The sequence below is a fragment of the Providencia sp. LY12 genome (assembly GCF_057621555.1).
In genome coordinates this window covers 3,379,331-3,404,998 of sequence record NZ_CM172594.1, presented here as the reverse complement: position 1 = coordinate 3,404,998, position 25,668 = coordinate 3,379,331, and the positions used below count along the sequence as shown (strand labels likewise).

Sequence of the window (25,668 nt, the reverse complement as noted above, 5' to 3'; positions counted from 1 at the left end):
CCTTTAATTGGTTTTTAATAGGCGAGGAATTAAACAGTGGAGTTATTACTATGTCTAACCCTGTAGCATCTCAAAAAAAGCCCCGAAAAGGAAGCACTGCGGATTGGCACCGTGCGGATATTGTGGCGGCTTTGCATAAAAAAGGGGTCACACTAGCGCAATTGTCTCGTGAGCATGGTCTTTCTGCTCGGACGTTGAATAATGCGCTAGAGAGGGCTTATCCAAGAGCTGAACAGATCATTGCGGATGTGATTGGCACGGCTCCTGAAACAATATGGCCGAGTCGTTACATCAATAAGCCATCCTCTAATAATCATAGAAGGTCATTGAAATAGCCTAAATATTTACCCTTGCTTATCGGTAAGGCATTGCACCCATTCTAACGTCAACACCATGGAAAAAACCCTTAATTCATTTAATTGAAGGAACAGTCATGCCTATCAAAAATAAATTGCAAAAAATCCGAGAAGAAAACGAAGCGAAAGGATTAAATGATCCAGCTTTATTTAAACAGCGTTTGCTCAACGGGGGCTTTGGATTAGCTAAAACCTTTTGGCTATTTTGGTTTTTACCGATTTTATTCTTAAATATCGTTGAGTTTTTTATCACTAAAAAGGTGACATTGAATAAAGTGGAAGCATTGATTCTTATTTGGGATGTTTGCTGTTTTTACTTTATCGTGAAAATACCGAATCGTCGTGCTTGGTATTACGTGGCGTTGGTTGTGATTGCACTCGATATATTAGCAGGAATAACCGTAAATTTTCTGCTGTAAGGTGACAATGTGAAAATGAAACTTAGCCAGTGGATGAAATTAATCATATTAACGGCGATGGTTGGTTTAACAGGATGTAATGAGAGTACCGTTAATTGTAATAGTAATGATGCAAAAGCATTAGCATTACAAGTGGTCAATCAACATGTCGGTTGGGCGATGTATGAGCAGCTTGAGAATGTGCGAACGCAACGTCAAAATACGCAACGAGGCGTTTATCTCTGTGCTGCCGAAGCAACGGGGAAAGCAGGCTCTGTCACGGTAATTTATTCCGTGCAGCTCGCGGATGATAAAAAAAGTTTTGTTGTTACGTTACTCAACGGTTAATTGCTATGCCAGCCTATTATTAGGTTGGCATTTTACCATTTGATGTTTCTATTCTTTCATTCACTTTCCACATCAATATTCTCCGCCATAAAAAAATCATCAACGTTGTTTAATCACGCCAAAGGGAGCAATTGAGATAAAAAGTCATCTAAAGACTGATTTTTAATATCGCATGGTGGAAGTGGTTTAAATAAGCCCTCAAACTGATAGTCGAGGGCTAAGTGAAAAGGTTAGAAACTGTATCTTATCCCCACAGTGCCACTGTACGGTGTTTCAAGCTTGTTGCCTTTGGCATAATTAAATTCACCATACATGTCCAGATCTTTAACAATGTTTGTATTCATACCAATACCATATTTCCCCGTTAAGCCAGACATATCATTGGTAAAGCGTTCGGTATTATTGATAGTGACATCATTATTTTTGATAAACTCTTGGCTTGCCGCCAGACGAATATAAGGTTTTGCATTACCGCCATTAGGTAGTGTAAATTCTTTACCCAATGTTGTACCTATCTCAGCTTTTAAAGAGCGGGTTGCATTCGCATTAACATGAAGATCATTATCAAACGTGTAGTGTGTTTTTTGTCCTTGGAATCCAGCGAGTTGAACATAAGGTTCAATTTGGTACGTATTGATATTAATATGTTTCCCTCCTTCAAGAGAGAATCCAATTCCATTGGTCGCATCATTGGCTTTCGATGTACCTTGATTGAAGCGTGCATTATTCTCACTAAAGAATCGATTTCCTTTGAGTACGCCATCGACGTAGTAGCCGCTATTGTGTAACCATGTCGCATAGAGGCCTAAACTGTAACTTTTGACTTGTCCGTCGCTGCTTGCTGCATCAAGAGATGAGTAGGAATAACCGAACTGACTGCCGAGGAACAGTTTTCCATTAGTTACATCAAGCTGTCGATCGCCGCCGAGGACAAACCCGTTCATGTCCTGTTTGTAGCTTGTCTGGTTATTATTAACGCGGTTACGGGCAGTTATGTATTTCAGCCACACACCATTTTGTTCAGAATCTGCGTGGAGTTCGCCTAGGCGGTTGCGTAAGACGGATAATTCGCTCGCCCAAATTGTTGGTGTGACGTTTGCGAGCATCATGGCATTGCTCGAAGATGCCGATAAATTGCCGCTGCGTTGGAGCCGCCAGTCATCGCCATCTTGGTAAAGCGAATAGTTGTAAGCGCCAATATCAGTATCACCAGAGAACGTATGAGCATCACTGCCTTTTGCTTCAATGAAACTTGAATCTAACGCCGATGTGTTTATTTCTTTACCTTGACTGTTAATATTGACATTAAAATGCCCGTCAATAGCGTCAGTCACTTGTAATGTGTCATGCTCTCCCGATGTGGCATCTATACGCAGAGTAATGTTGTTATTGTCACCTTCACCTTTCAGTTCTTTCACGGTAAGATGCCCCGCATTGAACTCTGGTGTGTTACGGCGATAAGAGGCTTGTGAAACAGACGCCCCCTCAAATTGAATATTGGCATCATACAACTCAATGATTTCCGCAGATACATCCCCTGAGACGGTCAATGTTCCTTGCTGATTAAAGACGTTGCTACCAGTGAGTGTGGCATTTTGAACTTTAGTTTCTCCTCCAACGGTCGTTATATTTTCAAGAATAGCGCCATTTTCAGCCCATAGGGTGCCGCCTTCATTGACGGCCACATCGGTTGCTTTTGTATCCTTATCAAGCGCCAGTATGCCATCTTTATTAATTGTTACACCATTAGCTGTAGTTATGCCTGCATTCGTCCTAAACTCGTTGTTATCGAGGTCATTATCCACTGAAAGTTCTAGACGCCCTCCGGCATTGATGGTTGTATCCGTGACGATAGCTCCTTCTGACGCACTCAGAACGCCACCATTGTTAATATGGGTGTTCTTAGCTGAACTACCATTACCGATAACAGAAATATAGGCTTCATCGGTTTTTAACCCATCAACGACATCATTAGAGCCTACTGTTGAATTAGTGATTGTGCCCCCGTTGTTAACTTCTAATACACCGTGATAATTGACTTTTGATTGGTCGGCTGTACCACCGTCGACCTTTTGGATCCCACCTGCATTGATGATGGTGCCCGTCGCCGTGCCATAAACCCATTCTGTCGCTGAATCATACCGACTTCCATCATCAAATGACGACCCTGAACCGGTTGGATTTTTCTGTCCTGTTAAAACGGTATTATTTGATTCACCGTTTACTCGTAAATTGCCATTTTCCTTAACGGTCATATTTGACACTGTTTCCCCAGCCTCAACCGTGCAGTTATCGGTCACTGTTGTGCCATTGACACAACGGCTATCATCGGCAAAGGCAGGTATTGAAGCCAGTGATGATAATGCTGAAAGTGCGATGATACCCGCTGTTTTCTTACCTTTTGCATGGGTTAGTTCAGAGACGGCAATCAACGCGTTTTGGACAGCGCTCCAGACAAGACGATAGTTTGTATTTAATTGTTTTTTCATAATGACATCTTTATTAATTGATGAAAAAAATGGATAAGCGCCCGTTAAAATAGGCGGTTACATCGATTATTAGGTTCACTTGATAACCTTTTGTAGAACAAAATAACAAAAATTTTAATTAAAAAGGGCTACAACGTGTGAACCTATCAAACACAAGTTTACAAAATATGATCTGTTTTATCTATCAATATGATCAAAACGATTGTTAGAATCAATTACGCCTATCAATAATGATTTATCGATCGTTAAAAACGATCGGTCATGGATTATTGAGATTCTTATGTGAGTTGAAAATTTGAGGAGGATTGTCATAAACGTCCGGATATAACGCGAGGATAAAGGGGGATAGGAGATTCTTTGGGTAGTGGGTAGTTTCAAATAAATCTGATGTACGGATATTTTACGTTTTGGGCTAGCGCGAACGTTGATAGTGTCTTCATTTCAATAAAAATCACTGTACGTATATCAAAATAGCAATGATGGCTAAATGTATGTAACTACCTGATTATTAATAATAAATAGCTTTACTTTGCTAGTGGTTATGGTAAAATATTAGCATGGCACTATACCCAAAATATGATTGGGTTTTGCTTAACAGTTTATTTTTACTTTTTTATTTAAAGGCAACTTTATATGACTATTCATCAGTCAGGGCTACGCTTGCCTATCGCACAAGCTTTTAGCCAATTGTTATTACATGAACTGAATAATTCAGTGATTAACTCAGTGATTGATTTAACCACTGTTAGGGCGGTTACCTTAAATTTTCGAGACCCATTGTATAGTGCTGAAACAGGCGGTTTCCATCCTGTCGAAATACGCTTGTTACGGCTGCATGAGCAATGGCAGTTTGATTATGTGACAGATTTTTCATACATGGGGAGCTATTATCCTGAGCTTGAAAAGGAACTCGATATTTGTTGGTCGCAGGGTTATGTTTATCATTTTATGATGGGGGATATTGATGAAGAAGAGGGCGGAGCACTGTTTGAACTGTGGCAACGCAATTTTATTCAATACCACAAAATGAAATGTTATGAAGTCAGTATTCAGTGGGAAACCCACTAATTAAGTAAAAAATAATACCAGCGCTGGTGATTCCATTAAGTACAGTACAATCAATAGAAGGTTTGAGTTGATGTTGATACCGTCCAAGCAAGGGGATTTAGATTGCCTCTGTGGGATTTACAGTCTGGTGAATATGAGTACATGGTTCTATGGAGACCGCATTAAGCCCCGCCCGTTATTTAATTATCTTTTGCGTGAATACAGCGAATACTGGTCACTGTACAAGTGTTTAACCCAAGGTATTGATATTCCTGAAATGAATTACTTGATTAAGCGCCTAGCCTCAAAATACCCATCACAAGCCCCTCTACACGTTACCACGCCATTTCGTTACAAAGATGGATTGACTACACAAAAAATACTTTCTGCTTGTCAGGCGTTCTTAGACGCTCATACAACGTCACGTCGGCTTATTCTTCTGGGTGACCAGTGGCATTGGTCGCTGGTGGAGCGTATGGACAGTGACTATCTCTATTTCTTTGATAGCCACCAGCAAGAGAAAGTGAGCCGCACCAGCTATGGATTAAGAGGTAACAAAGTACGGCGGTTGTATAGTGAATCTGTTTATTTTGTTGAAATATCACCTTTATAAATAGGTTATTTTTTCAATGTATTTAACTTTTTAAGTTTATTAATGACTGATTGAGTATCTAGCAAATATAAAATATCTAATGGTGTCCATGTTGTAATATTTCTTTCATCAAAATTATTATTGAATATATAGGGAGGAATGAAACACTTTGTTTTAGTCATGGATTTGGCAATTGATTTTAGTTCTCCTTCGATTATTTTCTTTTCTTTACTATCAGGAAGTGTTTCAAATTCGTTTTTAAGAATGAAAATGTTTTTGTTTAAAACACATTCTTTCCAAATGGTTTTAAACGTATTTATTAATAATTTTGCATTGTCATTTTTAGACTCAATAACTGCGGTAATATAATAATAATCGATAACATTCATAATTGTTTGGCTGAAAATTCGTCCTGTGGCTTTTTCTCTTTCCATCATGTCATCATGACCAAAATGAACACAGATTTCTCTCAATCTTGTTTTATTTTTATCATGCATGTTAATGGTGAATGGTGCGCCTAATTTTTTCAGTCTATTCTCTCTGCTTGTTTTTGCCCTTTTGCAATTATCTTCCTTTTTATTTTCTTGTTCTATCTTCTTTCTCTGACCTATTTTTCCAGACATTAGATGCTCCATTTTGTGACAGTCATGTAGTTCTCATGAGTTTAGTAAAAACACCCAATAATTGTGACGGTCATACATTACGGTGATTTTTATGTGTGACCGTCACTAATATTTTAAAGAATTTTAGCAGGTTTAGTCCAGAAAATCACTGTGACCGTCACTTAATCCGCCTTTTGGCCTTTTGTGACTATCACAATCGATCATTTTTTATGGTTGTAAAGAGTAACTCCATAAACTGACAGGAGTTATGTCTCATGCAACACGAACACTTTTTAACGATTAAGCAAGTTTTAGAAATCACTCAGGTTTCACGCGCGACCTTATACCGTTGGATAAAGGCAGGCGATTTTCCTGCGCAATATTCATTGACTGCATCTGGTCGCTCGGTTCGTTGGAAAGCGAGCGAAATAGTTCAATGGTGTGAAAAATGCGTAAAAAAGGAGGGGCAATAATTATGTGGATCTATAAGCCTGTTATAACCCCTTTATATGATTATATAGAGAATACTAATATTCAAGTAAGTGATGGGGGTAGCTATGTCTACCCTTAAACCTAATATTGATAATTTGAAGAAATCAATTGCTATTCCTCATGAATTAGGTCATTACGAAATGATGCATAGAATAGATAAACTTAGTATTGTAGGTGATCTTGAAATTGATGATACCGATGAATTGTTCGATAGATTAAATAAGATGCAAGGCAGTCGTTTTTATTCAATTGAAAGAAAGAAAGCGACAGATGAGAATATGAGTAAACTTTATCGCTATCAAATTAAGGTAGGAAATAAATATAATCCGAAGCAAGTATTTATGATTTATTATAAGCCGACGGAAATGGATTTTAAGAAAACAGATAAATATGAAGGAAGAGGTGCTGTTAGATTTGAATTTAGTCCTCAACACTTTTCTTTCGATGATATTAATAAATTAGTTCTTTATTTAGGGGAAAAGAAGCGCCTAGGTAAATATCTATATAAGTTATTGAAAAGCGCATGGGTGACTCGCATTGATTATGCTTTAGACATATATGATATGCGTCTCTCAGACTATCATATTGGTTTTAAGGGGGCATGTTGTGGCGAACGTTACTCAAGTGAAGGAGAGTTTCAAGGGCAACGGCTTGGTAGCAATAAATCAGAGTATCACGTCTCTTGTTATGAGAAGCTGGATGTTGGTGATGACTTAGACACTTTACATGATAAAGATCTACAACTGATAATCACTAATTGGCGCGAAATACAGGAGTATCGCCGTTTCATGCGGCTAGAAATTCGTTATAAACCGAGATGTAAAGCGCTATTATTACGAGATATTCGCAATCTTCACAATTTGCTGGAACGTATTGCGTTCTATCAAAAGCCACTGTGTACCAAAGAAGGGGATTTAGATTGGGAGTTGTTACTGTCGGGCATGATATTACCTGAGCTACGCGATTATGTGAATAAAACCAACCCAAAGGAGGCTAAAAAGATCTTAAAACGTCTAGATAATAGATTGAAAAACAATCAAGTTGATCTTTTCGATAAAGATGAAATTTGGTGCGACTTTCATTTATTGGTTGAGAAGCTCGGCATTCTCGGAGTTCCAGCTCTTTGGCAGAAGAGTTTGCGTGAAGAATGGGCTCGCAAACACGGTTATTAGTAGCCTGTATCACGGGTAATGGTGTTGGGTCGCTGCGGCGGTATAGTGTGGCGACTCAACATATAACAATATTATGTATATATATATCAATGCTGGTTACCAGCATAACATCAAGTTTAGCAAGCATCATAAGCATAATGGCTATGAATAATAACGTTATCTATATATGGCAATAGTTTGGGGATATTGGGATTAGCTATTTTCGTCTAGACCGCGAGTTGTTGGTCTTAACTGATCGCTTTGAGTAGCTGGCACGGGTATTTGACGCTTTCTCGGTTTTTCTAATTACCCACTAAAAAATGGGGTTAGGGGTTAACCCCACTAAAAAAGGTATTTGCGTAATTCAATTTACTATTAACAACATGGTAAATTGAAATGAAAGCAGCATATATCACCAAAGATAACATTCTTGTCACAGAAGCTACAGTTAAAGTCTATAAAGCGATTGTTCTGAGCGTTCCCTTTGATAATACCGTCGATCAACGTCATAAACCTCAATATTACGGTGAAATTGGCTTGTTCTTACAGCATATTATCTGTAGTGCGACGGTTAGCAAAAATACGAAGAAAAAAGCGAGGTTTAAAGGAGATAAAGACTGGACGTATTCAGTACCATTTCCTGCTGAATTGGGAAAAGAGAAATTTCCTATGATTTTTAAGCAAAGTCGCGATTTAGGCTTAGAACGCGGTTTAGAGTGTTTGGAACAAGCTAAAATCATTAAAATTATCCAACATAGCTATGGAACCCATAAGTGCCGAGAATTTGCTTTATCTAAAAGTGTCCTTAAAGCTTTATTTCCCGGTAAACGAAAGGATTATCTTAAACGTACAGATCGCTATACCTATTTGACGAATATTTTTGATAAGCGTAAGAAACCCGAAACACTGTATGAATTGATGTTAAAAAGCTCTTATAATGTAAAGCCTCCTAAGCATAAAACATCGAAACGAGCCATCGAAAATGCCAATTTTAGACAGCGCGTTATCGGTGTGTATCAACAACTCGAAGCATTACCGATCAACCTTGATAGACTACAAGAATATTGTAATGACCATCCTACTGCAAAGAATAAGAGCTTTTATTTTAATTTTATCTCTCATTTGATGGAGGTAGGTGTCAAGATAATTAGCAAAACGCCATTGATTATTGAATATCGACAAGCGTATAAAACCGCCAAAGTGGGTAGCCGTTCTTTTGAGGTAGGTACAGGTTTTCAATATTTACCGAGCAAGATGAAATGGGCATGTTTAGCTAACGGGTACAATTATGATATTAAAGGCTGCCAGTTAGCTATCTTAGAGCAAGAATTCAAGAAATATGGAATTAGCACTGATTCACTATCTGTATTAGAAACTGACTTTATCAAAGATACGCTAGGTGTAGATGATAATCTCGTTAAAACTATCCGCTACGGTACTATATTTAATGCTGGCTCTGTTAGTTTGTCAGCGAAGGGAAGTATGGTGAAAAAGCTACGAAAGCTCTATTCCGACGATTATGTATCAGAAATACTGGAACATTGGAAATTAGAAACAGCAGAGCTATGGGAAAGCATAAATCAACTCATTGACGAGTATCTAAAAATAGGAAAGAAAAATAAGTATGGGCTTTCTGTCGTGAATGCGGCTGGGCAGCCATTCAATACCACAAAGCGAAAAACAAAAAACGAGGTGTGGAAGGCGTGGCGTCGTGATGTGATGCGACGTAAGCTACTCGCGCATATGATACAAGGGCTAGAAAGCCGTGCAGTCTATGATTATGTGAGCTCGCACAGCGGTGTTTGTGCGCTAGAACATGATGGATTTGTGAGTTTGCATGAGCTGTCTGATGGTGATTGGAAACACGAGTATTTGAAGATAGTGTTGAAGCATGATGATTAGTCAATTGAAGTTATAAAAAATAATTCAAAACTTGCGAGTAATAAGTAACCTTATGAGAATGGTTAACATTTATTCATTTTGGTTACTTTTTTTTATTAGCTTGACAAAAACAAAAAAACGCAGGATTATTGCTGCGTATTTCACCTTATCCCTTTTGGGCTACACAACCTATCTATGAGGTAAATTATTACAATGGAACAACCTTGGGAGCTTAATCCTGCTTTAACAGCAGAACGTCTAAAGCAGTTAGCATCATTAATCCGAGATGTTAGAGATGATGTTGTCGATCTGCACAATGATGACCTCGGTGATACTTCTCGCTCGACAGGTCTCAGAGCTTATGAATGTTGTCGAGTAAGAATTATTAGGGCAGCGGCACAACAACAAGAGTGGCCGTGGCTTGGAATAATTAAAGTTGATGGTAAATTTACCTTTTCTATTGGATCGGTGCCAGTACGTTTGTATAGAGGTAGGCCTAGTTGTCCTGAGGAGCGTAGACTTATTCCTTGTGTCGAAGCGTTAAGTCAGATGAGCCTATTACCGACAGAAATAGGTGACGCTGCATCAATAATTTGGCTGTTTGCAGTTGAAGTTGATGAATTTCGTTATGTTGAACGAGTAAGCATTACAGGCTTCTTAGATGGATCACAGGTTTCTAGTTGGGAGATTCCTTTAGATGAAAGAGTACCTGCACTTGGTTCTATTGATGCCAAATTACCTGAATCTATTAAGACACCTAAAGCGCCTATTTCGGTTAAAAGGAAAGACAAAAAAGCTGAAAATGATGATTCAAATAATGGTTAGTAAATCATGTCTATAGAATTTTATGGTGAGCGGCTTCGGCTTGCTCGATTATTAAAAGGATATACTTTACAGGAGCTCGGTGATGCTGTTTGTGTCACACGTCAGAGTATTCATCAGTATGAAAGTGGTATTAGAGCCCCTGCTAAAGATGTACGGAATGCATTAGCTGAATTTCTTCAAGTGTCTACTGAGTTTTTTAGTGTTCCACTTTCTGGTGATGTTAAACCAGAGCAATGCCATTTCAGAAAAAGACAAACTACACCTGCAGGTGTTAAAGAGAGAGTGCAAGCATATAGTACTATTTTAGAACAGTTAGTTGCAGAACTTCACGAACACTTAGAATTACCAGTAAATGGCTTTAATTTGATCGACAATAGTAAAATAGTGTCGTTGTCTGCACCAATGATTGAAAAAATAGCGGAAGGAGCTCGTATTCGTTGGGGATTAACGGCAGATGCTCCTATAGATAATATGGTCAATGTTGTTGAAAATCAGGGAGCTATCATTACTTGTTTTGATGGAATATCTGATAAGGTTGATGCCTTATCAGTCAATAGAAGATTCCCTATTATAGTCCGTAATACAGCTAAGGAGAGCGCATGCCGAATGCGTTTTGACATAGCACATGAATGTGGGCATTTAATCATGCATGATGGCATAGAAACTGGCTGTAAGCAGACTGAACGAGAAGCAGATGCTTTTGCTAGTGCTTTTTTATTCCCTAGAGAATCTTTCGCTAGAGAGTTTCCTGCGTGCTTAGGATTAGATGGCGCAATTAACTGGAAGAAAGTTTACGCCTTGAAAGTTCGTTGGAAAGTAAGCGCTAGAGCGATTATTTATAGGGCTCATTTTCTAGGTTTTATTAATGCTCAACAGTATAGAAGTGCAAATGTGTGGTTTAGTCAAACTAGACAAACTAAAAAAGAAAAGTTAGATGAGCAAATTCCCTTAGAGGAACCTAATGTATTGAAAGAAAGTTTAGATATTCTGAGAGAGGAGTTGGGAATATCATTCGAAATGTTAGCAGGTAAATTGAATGTTAAACCTGAATTATTAGCTGAAATTTCAGGGATTAATTATATTCAATCTGAAAAAAGTGAATCAGATTTGATAGTTGTACCTTTTAAATTTTAAGGCTAGTTATGAGCAAAGTATATTTGGATTATAATATTTATCTTGATTTAATTGAGCGTGGTGCAGAAAATTTTGTGCCAAGATTGAAAGAAGAAGGATATGATTTTTTTTATTCACCCGCACATATTGAAGAAATAGCTAGAGGGTTACAATGTGGAGTGGTAAGTAAAGAAAAAACAGATAGAAATTTACAGCAAGTTGGGCATGTTTCTGATAATAAAGAATTGTTTCCATATATGAATGACAATCTTAATATTATTGAAAAACCCTATGGTGATGAGGGTATTGTTATCATAAAGGAGTCTCCTTTTGATTGTTTTAATAGGGTTTATTCAGCCATAGAATCAAATGTATTTGCAGAACATGCACAAGGTAAGGTTTTAGCTGAAGGTCATGAAAAATTTTCTAGTTATTCAGATAAGGAAAGAGTTGAGGCATTAACTAAAATTAATAATTTAAACCCGATAGATGATATCCTTGAAAAGGAAATAAATATAGATGTATTTATTGATAAATTTATTTCTTTATGGGTTCAAAACGATGCGTCAATGGAATTATATAAACGAGGTATGGAGTTACATCCTCAAACCCAAGAAAAACTGGAGTTAATTAATAAAACTGCAATGTATTTAATTAAAACTGGATTTAGAGAATATAAAAAATTAGCTATTTATTTTTTAGAGCCACATAATGAATGCTATGATAAAATAAAGCATGATTTTTCTTTGGTCGAAAGCATGGTAGATTTAGTATTAAGAGAATTAAATAGATTTGGTTATAAACTAGAAAGAATGAAAAAAGTAGAATCTAGTTTACATGACCATACCCATGTAATTTATGCAACTGTATGCGATTATTTTGTTTGTAGAGATAAGCGTCTTATAGATAAAGCTAAAGCGGCATACAAGTTCCTGGGTGTCAATACTCAAGTTATAGACGGCAATGAGAGTGAATGGTGGAAGGAATTATAGTTTTAATAGGATAATTTGGCATGGAATAATTGTTTAGGTAGTAATCTGATTTTTGAAAGCTAAAGTGAGAATGTCGCTAATAGTGATTAATTTGACTATTTAAGTATACCTATTTTGACTTGTTTTTTTATTTTCACAAATGTATGTTTTTAAGGACTCATGAATATGAAAGAAAAAATAAGATATCATTTATTGGATGTGGCTCTTAAAGAATTAAGTAGTAGTGGTATATACTGGAATGGGTCTATATCTCGGATACATCGAGGATATTTATTAGAATTATTAAATGAGCATGGTTTTACAGTAAGGTTGTCAGAAGTTCCTCCTCATTGGGAACATGTTTTTTATACGTCAAAGTATTCATATAATGAAGTGTTAAGGATAGCCAAGGACAGAGCTAAAAACAGTAGTTTTTAAACTGATATCTAGCTTTAAGGTTATAGTTTCGCCATAAGATCTATGTTGCCATATAAAACAAAGGTGATAAAATTGACTGTCGCCCGTTTGATGTGAGACTACCATGAAAAAGAATGAATTAGTTCAAGCAACAAAACCAACTCGCACCCAGCTCATTCGTTCGGTAGCAACCTCTACGGCGATTGAAACAAGGCAGGAGTCCCGTCGCCTTGAAGAAGAAATGAAAGCAAAACGTGAGAAGTTTGGGCATTTGAAACTTGCGATTTAGTTCGCTTTTAAGGCTTCATTAACCCAATATTTCATGGATTCATAGTAAAGGTTTAACCCTGCGTGGATTGCTGCGATATACTGCTCAGGGTGTTGAGTCCAACTTTCATAGTCTAACGGCTGGAAACCAGCTTGTACCGCCATCACATCAGCGAGTAAACGCGATAAGCGCCCATTTCCTTCCCTGAACGGATGTATCAGAATCAACTCCACATGTACCGTGGCAATAGCCTCTATGACTTGTTCTCGGTTCATATTGGTGCAAGGTGTGTACTTCGCTAGAAACTCTTTCTCGAATTGAGCAAGTAATTTTGCAACGCGACCCGCAGGGGCAAACATAAAGCCACCTTTGCTAATATTCACTGTACGTAATTGACCTGCCCACTCGTAAACATTTCCTAACCATTGGCGGTGCCAGCGCTGAATAAGTGATACCGTGATTTGTTCAGTTGGGAATTGCTCTTCAAAAATAACCTGATACAACTTTTCTAACAGAACAAGCTCAGCATCATTGATATCATCAACGTTTGAAAGCCCTAGCTTATTAGCTAGCACTTCTTCATCAGAACCATCAGCAAATTTTCCTTCGCTGTTAAACACATCGTATTTATTCATATAAGCGTGTTCTTGTGGTATGGGTATGAATTTTGTACGTTATAATGCTAAAAACATCAAATAAATAATAACCACCTATAAATCAACGGATTAATTAAGTGTAGGTTAAATTATAGGTTTTGCTGAAAAATTAATAAATATCGTTATATTTCAACGCTAACACACCCATGCATCATCGGCGTATGGGATTCGAAACTTTGGTTTTCTGTCATGTTTTTAACTTGTTGAATATTTGATGTATTTATGGGCTTTTGACTTTCGGCGTAAACGCTATTTTATCTTGTTGTTAGGGTGAATTCGCGGAAAGTTGAAAGGGCGTTTGCGACCCTCATAGTAGCCCAGTTAAGGGAAAACTTGTACTGCTAATAACGGGGAATTTACCTCAAAATGTTATTGCGTGGTAAGTTGAGTTACATGAGTTACATGAGTTACATGAGTTGAAACAGTTACGCCAATTAGGTCGATGCCTGGTCACTGAGCTATACGCTCAGCTCGCCGAGTCACATAGTTTATCTATATGCTTCCCGCCTATCTTCGCTTGTCGCCTACCTGCAACTTGAAAGCTCTAGGGTATATGGTATCGTACGCGTCAGAAATACCTTTAAGAGAGCCCGTCACGGTGGAAAAAAAGAAAACCTTCCCGCAGCAGAAAAGCGGCTTGCACCCGCGTAATCGTCATCGCTCGCGCTATGATTTCCCGGCGCTGATCGCCAGTTGCCCTGCTCTGAAGCCATTCGTCAAACCGAACGCCTGGGGCGACATCTCGGTAGATTTTGCCGATCCTACGGCAGTTAAAATGCTTAACCGTGCGTTGCTGCAACATTTTTATTGCATCGAACACTGGGACATTCCCGCCGGTTATTTGTGCCCGCCGATCCCTGGGCGTGCCGACTATTTACACCATCTGGCTGACCTGCTGGCGACCAGTAACGGCGGCGAGATCACTCGTGGTAAAGGCGTGGCTATCCTTGATGTGGGCGTTGGCGCCAATTGTATTTATCCTATCATTGGCCTGCGTGAGTACGGCTGGCGTTTTACTGGTTCGGAGGTTGAACCTGTATCGCTCAATGCGGCTAAAATGATCGTGGAGATGAATCCGACGCTGAGAAACAGCGTGCGTCTGCGTTTGCAAAAACAACCTGAATCTATTTTGAACGGCATCATCGGTGTGGCGGAGAAATTTGATGCCACAATGTGTAATCCTCCGTTCCATAGCACTGAACAGGAAGCGCAAGCCAGTACCCGCCGCAAACTGCAAAAGCTGGGTAAAGGCGAGGTGGCCGACACGCCAGTACAGAACTTTGGTGGAAAAAATAAAGAGCTATGGTGTGAAGGCGGTGAAGAAGCCTTTGTACGTAAAATGGTAGAGGAGAGCGTTAGCCTGGCGCAAAACTGCCTGTGGTTCACCTCATTGATTTCTAAAAGCGCGACCTTGCCTTCGATTTATCACGCGTTGAAGCAAGTGGGTGCGGCCGAAGTTCGCACCATTGAAATGGCTCAAGGGCAAAAAATCAGTCGCTTCGTGGCCTGGACATTCCACGATGCGCAACAGCAGGCAGAATGGGCGGCAGAACGCTGGTGTTAATTTCTCTGGTGTCGGTTATTTAACCGGCACCGATAAAATCTCGCATTTTTCTTTCAATTTCTACATGTCGCGTTATTCTCAATATGTCTTCCTAAAACAAGCTTGTCTAACTTAAAGGTGTCTATAAAGTCGGCAAATCGGTGGCTATTCAGTGGTAACCCATTATAAGGGTTCATAATGATGAGCGTGTATTCAACATTTCCAACGCTAATTCGATCCATGCCGTAGCTCGGCGACTTGGATGGGATCCTTTCAAAGTTGCCAGAGCCAGCTCATAGGCCAGAACAGGCTCCGTGACAGGGATAATAGAAAGTCCCTCGATATGGTTCTTTTTCCACATACTTTCAGGAAGTATGGTTACACCAACTCCTGCGCGAGCCATCGCCATCACAAGATCTATATGCCCACTGCGTCCTGCGATAATCGGTTCTTTACCATGAATCCCGCAAGCATTAACAATTAATTCATTAACTCGGAAACTATCTTGAAAGAATATAAATGGCTCATTCAGAAGTTCTGCAAACTTAACACTATTATGGGTGGCTAATGGATGTTTATCATTCACTAATAGCATCAATCGGTCGGTAGTAAATCGGTATAAATCAAATCGCTGTTCATCAAATGGGGACATTACCGCTGCCGTTTCTACATCCCCTTTGAGCATGGCATTCATCATATGATTTGAACTTAATTCAATGATCTGCAGCTCGACCTGTGGATATTTCTGGCTAAATGCCATGATGATATCGGCAAAATAGGTCGAAGCGATGACAGGGGGTAAACCGACCTTCAAGACCCCTGTGAGTGGGCCTGATCTGTCTTTTAATGCGTTATTAAGACTGTCGAATTGTACCAAAATTTGCTGAGCATGGCGGAATAAAATCTCACCATCATCGGTCAGTTTCACGCCGTCGGTTTCTCGGATCAGTAAGGTCGCTTCAAGCTCTTGTTCTAATTTTTGAATGCTACGGCTGATTGCTGGCTGGGTGACGTATAATTTATCCGCCGCTCGGCTAAAGTTATTTTGTTGTACCACTTCGACAAAGTAGCGTAATCCTCGAATATCCATCGTGACCTCTATTACACTTTGTTATAGCTATTATGATTATAAATGATTTCCGTTAATGTGACACTAGAGTTAATAATAATAACGGGCTGAATAATCAGTCGAAATTATTATTTGGAGCTACATTATGAAAACGGTTATCGAATATGTTCTTGAACGTCTGCAAACGCTGGGTATCAACGAAGTTTTTGGGGTTGCAGGTGACTATGCTTTTCCTATTGAAGATGCAGTCTGTGAAAGTAAAACACTGCGTTGGATTGGTAATTGTAATGAATTAAATGCTGCTTATGCTGCGGATGGTTATGCAAGAATCAATGGTGTTGCCGCACTTTCGACAACATTTGGTGTGGGTGAACTCAGCGCGTTAAATGGTCTTGCGGGGTCTTATGCTGAGCATTTACCTATCTTCCATTTAGTGGGCATGCCAGCGAGTGGTGTTCAGAAAAACCATCGTCTTGTTCACCATACTTTAGGTAACGGTGATTTTAATGTGTTTTATCAAATGAGCCAGCATTTGAGCTGTGCTCATGCGATATTAACCCCAGAAAATTGCATTGATGAAACTGAGCGATTAATTGCTGCAGCCCTAAAAGAGCGTCGTCCTGTCTATATGGGGTTCCCATCTGATTACGCAGAGATGCCCATCATTGCTAATGGGAAACATAAAAAAGTTGCACAACAGAAAAGCGATCCGAAGTCACTCAATGCAGCCGTGAATGCTATTTTAGATAAACTTAATACCAGCCAAAAAGCCTGCATTATTCCGGGGATCCTGACAGCACGGTTAGGCTATTCGGATGATGTGCAGAAAATTATTGATAAGACAGGCCTGCCGTATGCCACGATGTTTATGGATAAAAGCATAGTGAGTGAATCCAATCCGACGTATATGGGAATTTATAATGGCAAATTAATGAATGCCCAAGTAGAAAAGTTTGTTGAAAGTTGCGACTGTATTTTAGGTATTGGCGCGGTATTAACCGATTTTAACTCAGGCAGTTTTACGGCATCTATCTCTCCTGAGCAAGGCATTAATATTTTAGCAGATCAGGTGAAAGTAGGTTCAGCGGTTTACCCAAATGTGATGATGAAAGAGGTATTGGATAAACTGCAAGTATTAGCTCCTTCGTTAAAACATCAAGGCATTGTAGCTCAAAGTATTGCAGCTCAAGGATTGGGTGAGCCTCGAAAAGGGGATAATGGCCAAATTACCGCACAATATCTGTATCCGCGTTTAGAGAAAATGTTCAAGGAACAGGATATTGTGATGGCGGAAACAGGAACTGCATCAATGGGGTTAGTTTTTGCTTTACTACCTAAAGAGGTTTCTTTTCAAACTCAATCTCTATGGGGTTCGATTGGTTGGGCGACACCAGCGGCATTTGGCGCAGCAATAGCTGCACCCAATAAGCGCGTGATTTTAGTGACCGGTGAAGGTTCCCATCAACTAACAGCACAAGAAATCAGTCAATTTTCACGTTTTGGGCTAAAGCCGATTATTTTTGTGCTCAATAACGATGGTTATTTAATTGAGCGATTATTATGTAAAGATCCTGAAGCTTATTATAATGATTTACCGCAGTGGAATTATGCACAATTACCCGCAGCATTAGGTTGTACGGATTGGTATTGTCAAAAAGTCACCACTTGCGATGAGTTAGATACAGCCATTAAACAAGCGGAAGCAGCGGATTCGGCAGCCTATATTGAGATAGTCATGGATAAGTATGCAGCTTCAGATTTGGCCCAAAAAGTAGGTAAATCAGTGGCATCGTTATATTCGTTTTAGCATCAGACTGGGACATATTTTTAGTACTGATTTAAAACGTCAGAAATCGCATAAATAAAAGCAATTTATGCTAAGTTTCACACGATATTAAATTTGATATTCATCGCTACATTCTTTATTTTAATAGGTAAATATAGTCTTATATTATCAGGAAATTAATATTCTTTTAACGATACTCATAATTTCATTCTCTAAAAAAGAATGTAATTAAATGAAGGCGTTATTTTAATAAAAGGTGATGTTGATGAATAAATTAAAAATTGCATTGGTTTCTTTGATGTTTTTAAGTCCATTTGCGATGAGTGCAACTGAGATTAATTATGTTCAGTCCATGGAAATGAAATTAGTTGGCAATATTAATATCGTAATGAATGCAGCGACAACAACGGATTATGTGAATGCAGTCTCACAAAAAGCGGATGAAGCGGGCGCAAAGTATTTTATTATCACCTCAGTGAACTCTGAAGGTGAAGGTAACGATATTTCAATCAATGCTAGCTTATACAATAAATAGTCTATATTTATATTTTATGCGTCGTGATCCCCTGCACTTAAGTTGTCGTTAAGTGCAGTTTTTTTATGTGCCATTCGTTTTAGCTGTAAGGCTCCCACCTTATTGAATGACCAAGAATACAAACAAAAATTTAATTTTATCTGTGTTAAGATTTTAGCTAAAGATATCCATTATCAGTTGTTCAGGAAGGGATCTCGGTCTTATGTCTGAAGTATTAACTCAGTGGTTAATGGAATATGGCTATTGGGCTGTATTTCTTGGTGCGATGCTTGAAGGGGAGACAGCCGCTTTTCTATCGGGAGTGGCCGCACATAATCAATTACTCTCTTATCCTTTGACGATGTTATTTGCCGCGCTTGGTGGAGTCGTCAGTGATAATGTGCTTTTTTTTGTCGGACGTTATGCTGGTGCTCGGGTATTACCTAAATTTCAAAAACATCAGAGTAAGATTGTACGGGTTCAGCAGTTAATACAACGCCATGAAAATTGGATTATTATTGGGATCCGCTTTGCGTATGGAATGAGAACGGTTGGACCGATTATTATTGGTGCCAGCAAGGTAAATCCAATCAGATTTTTTGCATTAAATATCCTTGGCGGCGCCATTTGGGGATGTTTGATTGTCTCGGCGGGCTACTTTGTCAGCTCCCTTGTCTTTGCGCTCCCATTTCACCCGCATTTCTCTTGGCTAGCTATTATTGTATTGGTGATTGTTGGAGTTTGGTGGATCCGCAGGAGGCGACGCTGAGGCGCTTGCCATTTATGGTTGTGAGCCACCGTAGTCTAGAGTGGCTAAGTGCCATTATTTAAGATGTTTTAGCGTTTCTGACCTAATTATTTTTCCCATTGCTTGCAGTAAATCTGAGGCTTCATATCTATCCGTGATTATTTCAATATAGGCAGCAGTGTCTATTCTTTCGAGTGTATTGAGAACTCGGTTAAGTTCGTCGCAAGTGGTGACTTTCTGACAATACCAATTTTTGCATCCAAGAGTTGCGGGAAGCTGAGCATAGTTCCATGGATGGACATCGTTGTAATAGGCCTCGGGCTCATGGCAGAAAAGACGCTCAATTAAATAGCCATCATTATTGAGAACAAAAATAAGTGGCTTCAGCCCCCAGCGGGCAAATAAACTAATTTCTTGCGCTGTTAATTGATGGGAGCCTTCGCCGGTAGCTAGGATCACTCGGCGATGAGGTGCGGCAAGCGCGGCTCCCAATGCAGCAGGGGTTGCCCAGCCAATTGAGCCCCATAGGGATTGAGTTTGAAAAGAAACTTCTTTAGGAAGAAGTGCAAAGCCTAGCCCCATGGAAAATGTCCCGGTGTCCGCTATCACGATATCATTTTGCTTAATGAATTTTTCAAATCGCGGGTATAAGTAATGACTGGTTATTTTTCCATTATCATTGTTGATTGGTTCGCCTAAGCCGTGAACTTTTATTGAGCTACTCGGAATAAATGTCAGGATATCTTTTAACTCAGAAAGTAGATCGTAGATATAGACATCAGAGTAGACCGTTGAATCGATAACCACATAATTGTCCATTATATGGATTATATTATTAGCGTGAAGAGCTGCGGTGAAACACCCTGTATTCACATCACTCATCACCGCACCAATATTTAAAATACAATCGCAGCTTCCAATAAATTCAGCAATGTCAGGGTTCATTAAATGCCCGCTGTACATGCCTATATATTGTGAGTGGGTTTCATTTAAAACACCTTTATCCATAAACATAGTGGCATAAGGCAAGTGAGTGACTTTAATCAGTGCTTCCACTTCTTTGACTAAATCAAACCGTGATATGAGTGAACCCAGTAAGGCACACGGATATTCACTTTGGCTGAGTTTATTAGCTATCAAACTGATGACTTTTTTTAAGTTATCAGGACGACTACTAGGAAGTGTAAGCGGTTTGATGTTCTGTACAACGATGCGTTTTACGGCGAGATCAGCAGGAATACCAATATAAACGGGGCGTCTTTGCGCAAAAGCTTGAGTCATTAAACGAGTCATTTCACTGACACAGTTTTCTGGTGTCAAAATCGCGTGAGCACACGAAAAGGATTGAGCGACTTTGTAAAATACCTCGAAATCACCATCACCTAAAGTGTGGTGCATAATAGCCTGATTTTCTTGGATATGACTGGCAGGCATGCCGACTAAATGAAAAATAGGCAATCTTTCTGCATACGCCCCAGCAATGCCATTTAATGCACTGAGTTCTCCAACTGCGAAGGTACTGGTAAGCGCTGCGGCGCCTTTCAAACGGGCATAACCATCTGCGGCATAGGCGGCATTTAATTCATTACAGTTACCTATCCAACGTAAATTTGGATTAGCGCAGACAGCATCATTAATAGGAAAGGCATAATCACCTGCAACACCAAAAATATCATTAATACCGAGAGACTGTAATCTGGATAAAACATGCTCAATAACGGTTTGGATCATGTAATTTCTCCATGTTGGTATAAAACTAACCGATAAACATTGGTTTTATTTTTAGTTTTCAATCAATTATTTCAAAGTGCATATAGATAATAGTAGATGGAATAACCAAGAGGAGAGTATTTTTTTTATTAGAAGTGATAATAAAAAGAGTTATTAAGAGGGGAATTGGACAAAAATGATGATAAAAGGACTAAAAAAGGCATTCAAGAGAATAAATTTAACCTTTTGAATGCCATAGAATAAATTAAAACTAGCGTTGTGCTGCGGTCACCATGACTTCAACGAGTACCTGATCCCGAGCCATATTCGCTTCAACAGCGGCGCGAGCAGGGCTAAATTCAGCTGGCATCCAATTTTCCCAAACGGTATTAAAGTCAGCAAAATCACGCTTCATGTCTTTTATCCACACTTGTGCAGATAAAATACGGGTTTTATCGCTATTGCTAGCGGCTAATAATGCGTCAATTTTGTTTAATACATCTTGGGTTTGAGCAGTAATGTCTCCGGTTAAATCTGTAGGCACTTGTCCAGATAAGTAAACTAATCCAGCATATTCAACGCTGTCTGCTAAGCGTGGTTTTGGGTTATTACGTTTAATGGACATTAATTACCTCGTTAATCCTTCTAATGAAATAGGGGAGCGTTGCTGGGTAATGAGCTGAGTTAATATCTCTGCGCTACCCGCTGCTAATGTAAAACCTAAACTACCGTGACCCACATTGAGCCATAAGTTGCTGTGCGTAGTTTTGCCTAACATTGGTGGTCCCTTTGGTGTTGACGGACGTAAACCGCACCATGTTTCAGCTTTATCAATTTTAGGTAAATCTGGGAATGTTTTTTTAATAATATTTTTTAATGCAGAAATTCTGTTTTCTCGTAATCCAAATTTGTCATAACCAATATCGACCATAGCAGCGATGCGTAATTGATCATTTAGTTTGGCGTAGACAATTTTATTGCCGTAGTCGGTCACGCTAAGTTTAGGAACGATATGTGCCATTTGTGGATATTCCACACTGAGACTGTAACCTTTTAAACCGAGAATCGGTACATCAATGCCAAGGGGTTTTAATAACTCACGGCTACCATTACCTGCGCAAATCACCACATCGTCTGCTTGAATTGTGCCTTGATTTGTTTCTACACCCGTAATGGTATTGCCAAGTTTAATAAAGGATTTGACCGAGTGCTCAAGGCATAATGTAAATTGAGGCTGTGTTGATAAATAAGCCAGAATATTTTTGCAGAATAAATAACAATCAGCGGTTTCATCATCGGGGGCGTATATCGCACCCACTAATTGTGATTGAATATTCTTTAATGCGGGCTCTAATTCAACGATTTCATCGGCATTCAGAACTTTTTGAAATTCCTTATCCACAGTTTCACTGGCTTTTTTAAAGCTAGATTGTTCGCGATGGATAATTAATTTTCCTGATTTTTCCCAAGCGAAATCGGCAATATCACCATTGGTACGCCACGTATTCATGACATTTTGACTGAGTAGCGATAATCGTAATAAATGAGCGCCATTAATTTTATTGGTTGTGCGGTTACAGGCTAAGGTGAATTGGGTCATCCAAGAAAGCTGCTGTAATGTAAAATCGATTCTTAAATTTAATGGGGAATCGTTTTTACCCATCCAGCGTAAGCCTTGTAATGGAACACCCGCATCCGCAAGTGGCGAAACATAGCGATAACTTAATTGTCCGCCATTGGCAAAGCTGGTTTCCATGCCAACGTCAGAATCAGATTCAATTAATGTGACTGTTTGACCCGCTTTAATTAAAGCATATGCGGTACTTAATCCAATCACTCCAGCACCGATCACTACCACATGTTTAGTCATAATATTCCGCAACCAATAATAACTTAGGAGTTATTATTTAACGGCGAATAGTCAGACTAAACAATTGAGTTTTCATCACCGGAGTATAACTTTTGGTTAACTACTGCGTTGCGTTTTTTTAGTATTAGCGACAAGGTGTTTACATAATTTTGTGCGGCTTTCGTGAGTGGCCTATCTGCTCGATGGAAAACGGATACGGCTAAATGCAAATTTTCTTTAAGCGGGTAGATCATCGATTCTGGCAGGGTATGTTCCGCAGAAAAAATGTCGGTAATACTGCAACCTAGACCAGCCCGAACGAACTCCGCTGCCATATGGTAAGTGTGCACACTGATGTTGGATTCTTGGAACTCATGCCTTTGCTGTAGCAGTTGAGATAGGGAGTCGGAGCCTGGGTGGATCCAGCGGTCTTGGTCGATATCCACCAGTGAAACGGGAGATTTTACGGGAGCCTGACTATCCACATAGACGAGAGGAATATCAGCAACAGGCAATACGGTGATCCCACCTTCAATGGCTAAATTAAATGCGATACCAATATCGAGATCTTGTTGAGTTAATAATTGCAAAATATCTGTGGTGTGATGGGTACCAATAGTGAGTTTGATATTTGGATGCTTTTTAATAAACAGTGCGGTGACTTCAGGCACTAAGTTAAGCCCTAGGCTAGGTAAACACCCAATAGCCAACTTACCTTGTGGGTTTCTAGATAAATTCTGTGCCAAAATTCTGAGTCTATCTAAATTCTGATAAACCTCTTTTGCTTCTTCAAATAATAAATTGGCTTCATCTGTTGGCAGTAATTTTCCTCGAATCCGTTGGAATAAAACGAGTCCCAATTGTTGTTCAGCATGTTTGAGTGCTTTACTCGCCGCTGGCTGGGAAATATGCAGAACTTCTGCTGCTCGAGTGAGTGAACCGCAGGTCATCACAGCATAAAAGATATCAAGGTGTCTTAACTTCATTATTGGTCGTCCATGGTTAGAACTAGGTAATACTTTGCATTTTTTCTTATTCTACAGAAAAAGATGTCATGGATCCGATATCGGGGTCACTTACCAGAAATGAAAAATGCCGGCTCATATACTTTTGGTTATGAGCCGGCATATGCTATTGAGGATTATGCGATGGCTGCGCCTAATTCAATATATAGCTTGATGATGATACTGTTGGTGATATCCACCAAGAAAGCACCGACCATTGGTACTACTAAGAAGGCTTTGTGTGATGGGCTGAATGCACGAGTAATGGTTTGCATGTTGGCGATTGCCGTTGGCGTTGCCCCCATTCCGAATCCACAGTGACCCGCACTGATAACGACAGCATCATAGTCACTGCCCATCATTTTGAATGTGACAAAGCAGGCGAATAACACCATCACAACGGTTTGTACTGCAATAATGATTAATACTGGACCCGCCATGCTAGCTAATTGACCAAACTTCAATGACATTAGCGCAATAGCAAGGAATAACGAGAGCGCCACGCTACCTAAAACATCAACAGTTGGTTCGAAAACTTCATGTTTAAACACGTGAGTTAAGACGTTACGGATGATGATACCGACAAACAGACACCAAACGAAAGTTGGTAAGTGCATTGGCGTATCTTTTACTAACTCACTGATATAGCTACCCGCAACGATACAGATAATCAGCATTGAAATGGTTTCAATGATGTTATTAGCGTTGATTTTTCTTTTTACCGCTGGTTGCTCAAATGCTTCAAGGATGGTCTCTTTTTCTTGCTCAGTTGCTTTTGGGATGGTCACTTTTTTCAGTAAGTGGCGCGCGACTGGTCCACCGACAAGTCCACCAAGAACCAGACCCATCGTTGCACATGCCATCGCCAGCTCAACAGCACCTGTTACGCCATATTTATCGGCAAGGATAGGACCCCAAGCACCGGCGTTACCGTGACCGCCTGTTAATGTGATTGAACCTGCAATCAGACCGATAAATGGACTTTCGTTTAGCATGACAGCCATACCCATGCCCACAGCGTTTTGGATCACAATTAAAATGGTAACCGCGAGTGTTAAAATAACGAGAGGCTTCCCGCCTTTTATTAATCGCGAAAAATCTGAACTTAAACCAATTGATGAGAAGAAAGCGATCATCAATGTGCTTTGTAATGAGGTATCAAACGAGAAAGTATAGCCTGCTGCTTTATCAACAATTAATAAAACGATAGCAACAATAAATCCACCGACAACAGCATCAGGAATATGGTTTTTCTGTAGAAAAGGGCTGATTTTCACCACAATCATCCCAATAAGCAGCGCTAAGCATGCAAACAATAGCGTATAGCTGGCATCTAGTGTCATTATTTTTACCTCACATTTGTTTACCAGAGCATTCACTTTTGTGATTTAACATTAGTGTTAAATGAAGTTACTTTGCTTAACTTTTGTTTAACAATGAGTTTTGTTGAGGCTGATATAACTTTTAGTTAAGTAAATCGTATGAAAAAAGTACTTATATTGATTGGTTTAAGTCATTACTAGAGGGAGATTTAATCAAAGAAATAAATAATAACTTCCTAGTTGATTGATTTTATGAATCATTTTGTTTTCTCTCATCTGACGGGAAAATGACGTGATTTTATCGTCTCTTTTGGAGTGTTAGCGCTAGCACTAAGTCGTGGTAATTGTTGGAAATGTGATGGGTGACATAAAAGTCGCTATATTGTTAATGAATGTTAAAAAATTGCAACGTAACTCACGTTTTAGTCAGTTTTGTTGGCGATTCATCTGCTTTTTCCGCGTCAAATTGAAGCTGAAATTAGTATAAAGACCAATATTCTTAAGCGTCTTTCATGCT

General features: G+C 39.3%; 26 protein-coding genes. 17 read left to right on the top strand and 9 right to left on the bottom strand.

Annotated elements, in window-relative coordinates:
* Positions 1–50 precede the first annotated feature (50 nt).
* From ACY3ZI_RS16250 to ACY3ZI_RS16240, 3 genes are all read left to right on the top strand, one after another.
* Positions 51–335, top strand: coding sequence for a helix-turn-helix domain-containing protein (locus ACY3ZI_RS16250; protein ID WP_487375517.1), 285 nt, complete (start codon positions 51–53; stop codon positions 333–335).
* A 98-nt stretch (positions 336–433) separates the two neighbouring features.
* A complete protein-coding gene (locus ACY3ZI_RS16245; protein WP_487375516.1) occupies positions 434–775 on the top strand; it encodes a hypothetical protein in 342 nt (113 codons plus the stop codon).
* Positions 776–784: 9 nt separating this feature from the next.
* A complete protein-coding gene (locus tag ACY3ZI_RS16240; RefSeq protein ID WP_487375515.1) occupies positions 785–1,102 on the top strand; it encodes a hypothetical protein in 318 nt (105 codons plus the stop codon).
* Positions 1,103–1,332: 230 nt separating this feature from the next.
* Here ACY3ZI_RS16240 and ACY3ZI_RS16235 read toward each other — a convergent pair whose 3' ends face one another.
* Complete coding sequence (locus tag ACY3ZI_RS16235) at positions 1,333–3,591, bottom strand: autotransporter outer membrane beta-barrel domain-containing protein (protein ID WP_369470793.1); 2,259 nt, start codon at positions 3,589–3,591, stop codon at positions 1,333–1,335.
* Positions 3,592–4,224: 633 nt separating this feature from the next.
* Here ACY3ZI_RS16235 and ACY3ZI_RS16230 point away from each other — a divergent pair.
* Positions 4,225–4,659: a DUF2787 family protein gene (locus ACY3ZI_RS16230; protein ID WP_487375514.1), complete on the top strand. Its 435-nt coding sequence runs from the start codon at positions 4,225–4,227 to the stop codon at positions 4,657–4,659.
* Between the two features lie 70 nt (positions 4,660–4,729).
* On the top strand, positions 4,730–5,251 hold the full coding sequence (locus ACY3ZI_RS16225; protein ID WP_487375513.1) for a hypothetical protein: 522 nt from the start codon (positions 4,730–4,732) through the stop codon (positions 5,249–5,251).
* 5 nt (positions 5,252–5,256) lie between these two features.
* Here the strand turns inward: ACY3ZI_RS16225 and ACY3ZI_RS16220 are convergent, their stop codons facing one another.
* Positions 5,257–5,853: a hypothetical protein gene (locus ACY3ZI_RS16220; RefSeq protein ID WP_196722439.1), complete on the bottom strand. Its 597-nt coding sequence runs from the start codon at positions 5,851–5,853 to the stop codon at positions 5,257–5,259.
* A 254-nt stretch (positions 5,854–6,107) separates the two neighbouring features.
* On the opposite strand from ACY3ZI_RS16220, the gene ACY3ZI_RS16215 reads away from it, so the two are divergent.
* The 8 genes from ACY3ZI_RS16215 (at position 6,108) to ACY3ZI_RS16180 (ending at position 12,971) form a co-directional block, all read left to right on the top strand.
* Complete coding sequence (locus ACY3ZI_RS16215; RefSeq protein ID WP_161707213.1) at positions 6,108–6,305, top strand: helix-turn-helix transcriptional regulator; 198 nt, start codon at positions 6,108–6,110, stop codon at positions 6,303–6,305.
* Between the two features lie 84 nt (positions 6,306–6,389).
* Positions 6,390–7,496: a hypothetical protein gene (locus tag ACY3ZI_RS16210; RefSeq protein WP_487375512.1), complete on the top strand. Its 1,107-nt coding sequence runs from the start codon at positions 6,390–6,392 to the stop codon at positions 7,494–7,496.
* Positions 7,497–7,871: 375 nt separating this feature from the next.
* Positions 7,872–9,377, top strand: a complete 1,506-nt coding sequence (locus ACY3ZI_RS16205; protein WP_487375511.1) for a hypothetical protein — start codon at positions 7,872–7,874, stop codon at positions 9,375–9,377.
* A 192-nt stretch (positions 9,378–9,569) separates the two neighbouring features.
* Positions 9,570–10,181 carry a hypothetical protein gene (locus ACY3ZI_RS16200; protein ID WP_232240017.1) on the top strand — a complete coding sequence of 204 codons (612 nt, stop codon included), beginning with the start codon at positions 9,570–9,572 and terminating at the stop codon, positions 10,179–10,181.
* Between the two features lie 6 nt (positions 10,182–10,187).
* Positions 10,188–11,315 (top strand): helix-turn-helix domain-containing protein, encoded by a 1,128-nt coding sequence (locus ACY3ZI_RS16195; protein WP_161737955.1) that lies wholly within the window; start codon positions 10,188–10,190, stop codon positions 11,313–11,315.
* An 8-nt stretch (positions 11,316–11,323) separates the two neighbouring features.
* Complete coding sequence (locus tag ACY3ZI_RS16190; RefSeq protein WP_487375510.1) at positions 11,324–12,286, top strand: hypothetical protein; 963 nt, start codon at positions 11,324–11,326, stop codon at positions 12,284–12,286.
* Between the two features lie 165 nt (positions 12,287–12,451).
* Positions 12,452–12,703: a hypothetical protein gene (locus tag ACY3ZI_RS16185; RefSeq protein WP_369487621.1), complete on the top strand. Its 252-nt coding sequence runs from the start codon at positions 12,452–12,454 to the stop codon at positions 12,701–12,703.
* Positions 12,704–12,806: 103 nt separating this feature from the next.
* Positions 12,807–12,971: a hypothetical protein gene (locus ACY3ZI_RS16180; protein WP_487375509.1), complete on the top strand. Its 165-nt coding sequence runs from the start codon at positions 12,807–12,809 to the stop codon at positions 12,969–12,971.
* On the opposite strand, the gene ACY3ZI_RS16175 is transcribed toward ACY3ZI_RS16180, so the two are convergent.
* The gene (locus ACY3ZI_RS16175) at positions 12,968–13,585 is read right to left on the bottom strand and encodes a Fic/DOC family protein (RefSeq protein WP_487375508.1); all 618 of its coding nucleotides are present in this window, start codon (positions 13,583–13,585) and stop codon (positions 12,968–12,970) included. The genes ACY3ZI_RS16180 and ACY3ZI_RS16175 overlap by 4 nt on opposite strands.
* A gap of 619 nt (positions 13,586–14,204) precedes the next feature.
* Here ACY3ZI_RS16175 and rlmF point away from each other — a divergent pair.
* Complete coding sequence (gene rlmF, locus ACY3ZI_RS16170) at positions 14,205–15,170, top strand: 23S rRNA (adenine(1618)-N(6))-methyltransferase RlmF (protein ID WP_487375507.1); 966 nt, start codon at positions 14,205–14,207, stop codon at positions 15,168–15,170.
* A 172-nt stretch (positions 15,171–15,342) separates the two neighbouring features.
* Here rlmF and ACY3ZI_RS16165 read toward each other — a convergent pair whose 3' ends face one another.
* Positions 15,343–16,239 carry a LysR family transcriptional regulator gene (locus ACY3ZI_RS16165; protein WP_211887717.1) on the bottom strand — a complete coding sequence of 299 codons (897 nt, stop codon included), beginning with the start codon at positions 16,237–16,239 and terminating at the stop codon, positions 15,343–15,345.
* Between the two features lie 124 nt (positions 16,240–16,363).
* On the opposite strand from ACY3ZI_RS16165, the gene ACY3ZI_RS16160 reads away from it, so the two are divergent.
* The 3 genes from ACY3ZI_RS16160 to ACY3ZI_RS16150 all read left to right on the top strand — a co-directional run bounded on the left by ACY3ZI_RS16160 (position 16,364) and on the right by ACY3ZI_RS16150 (position 19,287).
* Complete coding sequence (locus ACY3ZI_RS16160) at positions 16,364–18,025, top strand: alpha-keto acid decarboxylase family protein (protein WP_211887719.1); 1,662 nt, start codon at positions 16,364–16,366, stop codon at positions 18,023–18,025.
* 244 nt (positions 18,026–18,269) lie between these two features.
* The gene (locus tag ACY3ZI_RS16155) at positions 18,270–18,539 is read left to right on the top strand and encodes a YdgH/BhsA/McbA family protein (protein WP_108478370.1); all 270 of its coding nucleotides are present in this window, start codon (positions 18,270–18,272) and stop codon (positions 18,537–18,539) included.
* Positions 18,540–18,741: 202 nt separating this feature from the next.
* A complete protein-coding gene (locus tag ACY3ZI_RS16150; protein ID WP_211887721.1) occupies positions 18,742–19,287 on the top strand; it encodes a DedA family protein in 546 nt (181 codons plus the stop codon).
* A 54-nt stretch (positions 19,288–19,341) separates the two neighbouring features.
* On the opposite strand, the gene ACY3ZI_RS16145 is transcribed toward ACY3ZI_RS16150, so the two are convergent.
* The 5 genes from ACY3ZI_RS16145 to gltS all read right to left on the bottom strand — a co-directional run bounded on the left by ACY3ZI_RS16145 (position 19,342) and on the right by gltS (position 25,172).
* Positions 19,342–20,997 carry an alpha-keto acid decarboxylase family protein gene (locus tag ACY3ZI_RS16145; RefSeq protein ID WP_487375506.1) on the bottom strand — a complete coding sequence of 552 codons (1,656 nt, stop codon included), beginning with the start codon at positions 20,995–20,997 and terminating at the stop codon, positions 19,342–19,344.
* Between the two features lie 250 nt (positions 20,998–21,247).
* Complete coding sequence (locus tag ACY3ZI_RS16140; RefSeq protein ID WP_211887722.1) at positions 21,248–21,601, bottom strand: RidA family protein; 354 nt, start codon at positions 21,599–21,601, stop codon at positions 21,248–21,250.
* A 3-nt stretch (positions 21,602–21,604) separates the two neighbouring features.
* The gene (locus tag ACY3ZI_RS16135) at positions 21,605–22,846 is read right to left on the bottom strand and encodes a D-amino acid dehydrogenase (protein ID WP_211887724.1); all 1,242 of its coding nucleotides are present in this window, start codon (positions 22,844–22,846) and stop codon (positions 21,605–21,607) included.
* A 56-nt stretch (positions 22,847–22,902) separates the two neighbouring features.
* Positions 22,903–23,811: a LysR family transcriptional regulator gene (locus tag ACY3ZI_RS16130; RefSeq protein ID WP_211887725.1), complete on the bottom strand. Its 909-nt coding sequence runs from the start codon at positions 23,809–23,811 to the stop codon at positions 22,903–22,905.
* Between the two features lie 155 nt (positions 23,812–23,966).
* Complete coding sequence (gene gltS / locus ACY3ZI_RS16125; RefSeq protein ID WP_132496777.1) at positions 23,967–25,172, bottom strand: sodium/glutamate symporter; 1,206 nt, start codon at positions 25,170–25,172, stop codon at positions 23,967–23,969.
* Positions 25,173–25,668 lie beyond the last annotated feature (496 nt).

Bases quoted from the DNA above. Each gene is read 5' to 3' on its own strand.
- ACY3ZI_RS16220 (WP_196722439.1), bottom strand. From the start codon at position 5,853: ATGTCTGGAAAAATAGGTCAGAGAAAGAAGATAGAACAAGAAAATAAA.
- ACY3ZI_RS16205 (WP_487375511.1), top strand. From the start codon at position 7,872: ATGAAAGCAGCATATATCACCAAAGATAACATTCTTGTCACAGAAGCT.
- ACY3ZI_RS16175 (WP_487375508.1), bottom strand. From the start codon at position 13,585: ATGAATAAATACGATGTGTTTAACAGCGAAGGAAAATTTGCTGATGGT.
- ACY3ZI_RS16215 (WP_161707213.1), top strand. From the start codon at position 6,108: ATGCAACACGAACACTTTTTAACGATTAAGCAAGTTTTAGAAATCACT.
- ACY3ZI_RS16135 (WP_211887724.1), bottom strand. From the start codon at position 22,846: ATGACTAAACATGTGGTAGTGATCGGTGCTGGAGTGATTGGATTAAGT.
- ACY3ZI_RS16210 (WP_487375512.1), top strand. From the start codon at position 6,390: ATGTCTACCCTTAAACCTAATATTGATAATTTGAAGAAATCAATTGCT.
- ACY3ZI_RS16225 (WP_487375513.1), top strand. From the start codon at position 4,730: ATGTTGATACCGTCCAAGCAAGGGGATTTAGATTGCCTCTGTGGGATT.
- gltS (WP_132496777.1), bottom strand. From the start codon at position 25,172: ATGACACTAGATGCCAGCTATACGCTATTGTTTGCATGCTTAGCGCTG.
- ACY3ZI_RS16140 (WP_211887722.1), bottom strand. From the start codon at position 21,601: ATGTCCATTAAACGTAATAACCCAAAACCACGCTTAGCAGACAGCGTT.
- ACY3ZI_RS16190 (WP_487375510.1), top strand. From the start codon at position 11,324: ATGAGCAAAGTATATTTGGATTATAATATTTATCTTGATTTAATTGAG.
- ACY3ZI_RS16200 (WP_232240017.1), top strand. From the start codon at position 9,570: ATGGAACAACCTTGGGAGCTTAATCCTGCTTTAACAGCAGAACGTCTA.
- ACY3ZI_RS16130 (WP_211887725.1), bottom strand. From the start codon at position 23,811: ATGAAGTTAAGACACCTTGATATCTTTTATGCTGTGATGACCTGCGGT.
- ACY3ZI_RS16230 (WP_487375514.1), top strand. From the start codon at position 4,225: ATGACTATTCATCAGTCAGGGCTACGCTTGCCTATCGCACAAGCTTTT.
- ACY3ZI_RS16235 (WP_369470793.1), bottom strand. From the start codon at position 3,591: ATGAAAAAACAATTAAATACAAACTATCGTCTTGTCTGGAGCGCTGTC.
- ACY3ZI_RS16150 (WP_211887721.1), top strand. From the start codon at position 18,742: ATGTCTGAAGTATTAACTCAGTGGTTAATGGAATATGGCTATTGGGCT.
- ACY3ZI_RS16185 (WP_369487621.1), top strand. From the start codon at position 12,452: ATGAAAGAAAAAATAAGATATCATTTATTGGATGTGGCTCTTAAAGAA.
- ACY3ZI_RS16155 (WP_108478370.1), top strand. From the start codon at position 18,270: ATGAATAAATTAAAAATTGCATTGGTTTCTTTGATGTTTTTAAGTCCA.
- ACY3ZI_RS16250 (WP_487375517.1), top strand. From the start codon at position 51: ATGTCTAACCCTGTAGCATCTCAAAAAAAGCCCCGAAAAGGAAGCACT.
- ACY3ZI_RS16165 (WP_211887717.1), bottom strand. From the start codon at position 16,239: ATGGATATTCGAGGATTACGCTACTTTGTCGAAGTGGTACAACAAAAT.
- ACY3ZI_RS16180 (WP_487375509.1), top strand. From the start codon at position 12,807: ATGAAAAAGAATGAATTAGTTCAAGCAACAAAACCAACTCGCACCCAG.
- ACY3ZI_RS16145 (WP_487375506.1), bottom strand. From the start codon at position 20,997: ATGATCCAAACCGTTATTGAGCATGTTTTATCCAGATTACAGTCTCTC.
- ACY3ZI_RS16245 (WP_487375516.1), top strand. From the start codon at position 434: ATGCCTATCAAAAATAAATTGCAAAAAATCCGAGAAGAAAACGAAGCG.
- ACY3ZI_RS16160 (WP_211887719.1), top strand. From the start codon at position 16,364: ATGAAAACGGTTATCGAATATGTTCTTGAACGTCTGCAAACGCTGGGT.
- ACY3ZI_RS16195 (WP_161737955.1), top strand. From the start codon at position 10,188: ATGTCTATAGAATTTTATGGTGAGCGGCTTCGGCTTGCTCGATTATTA.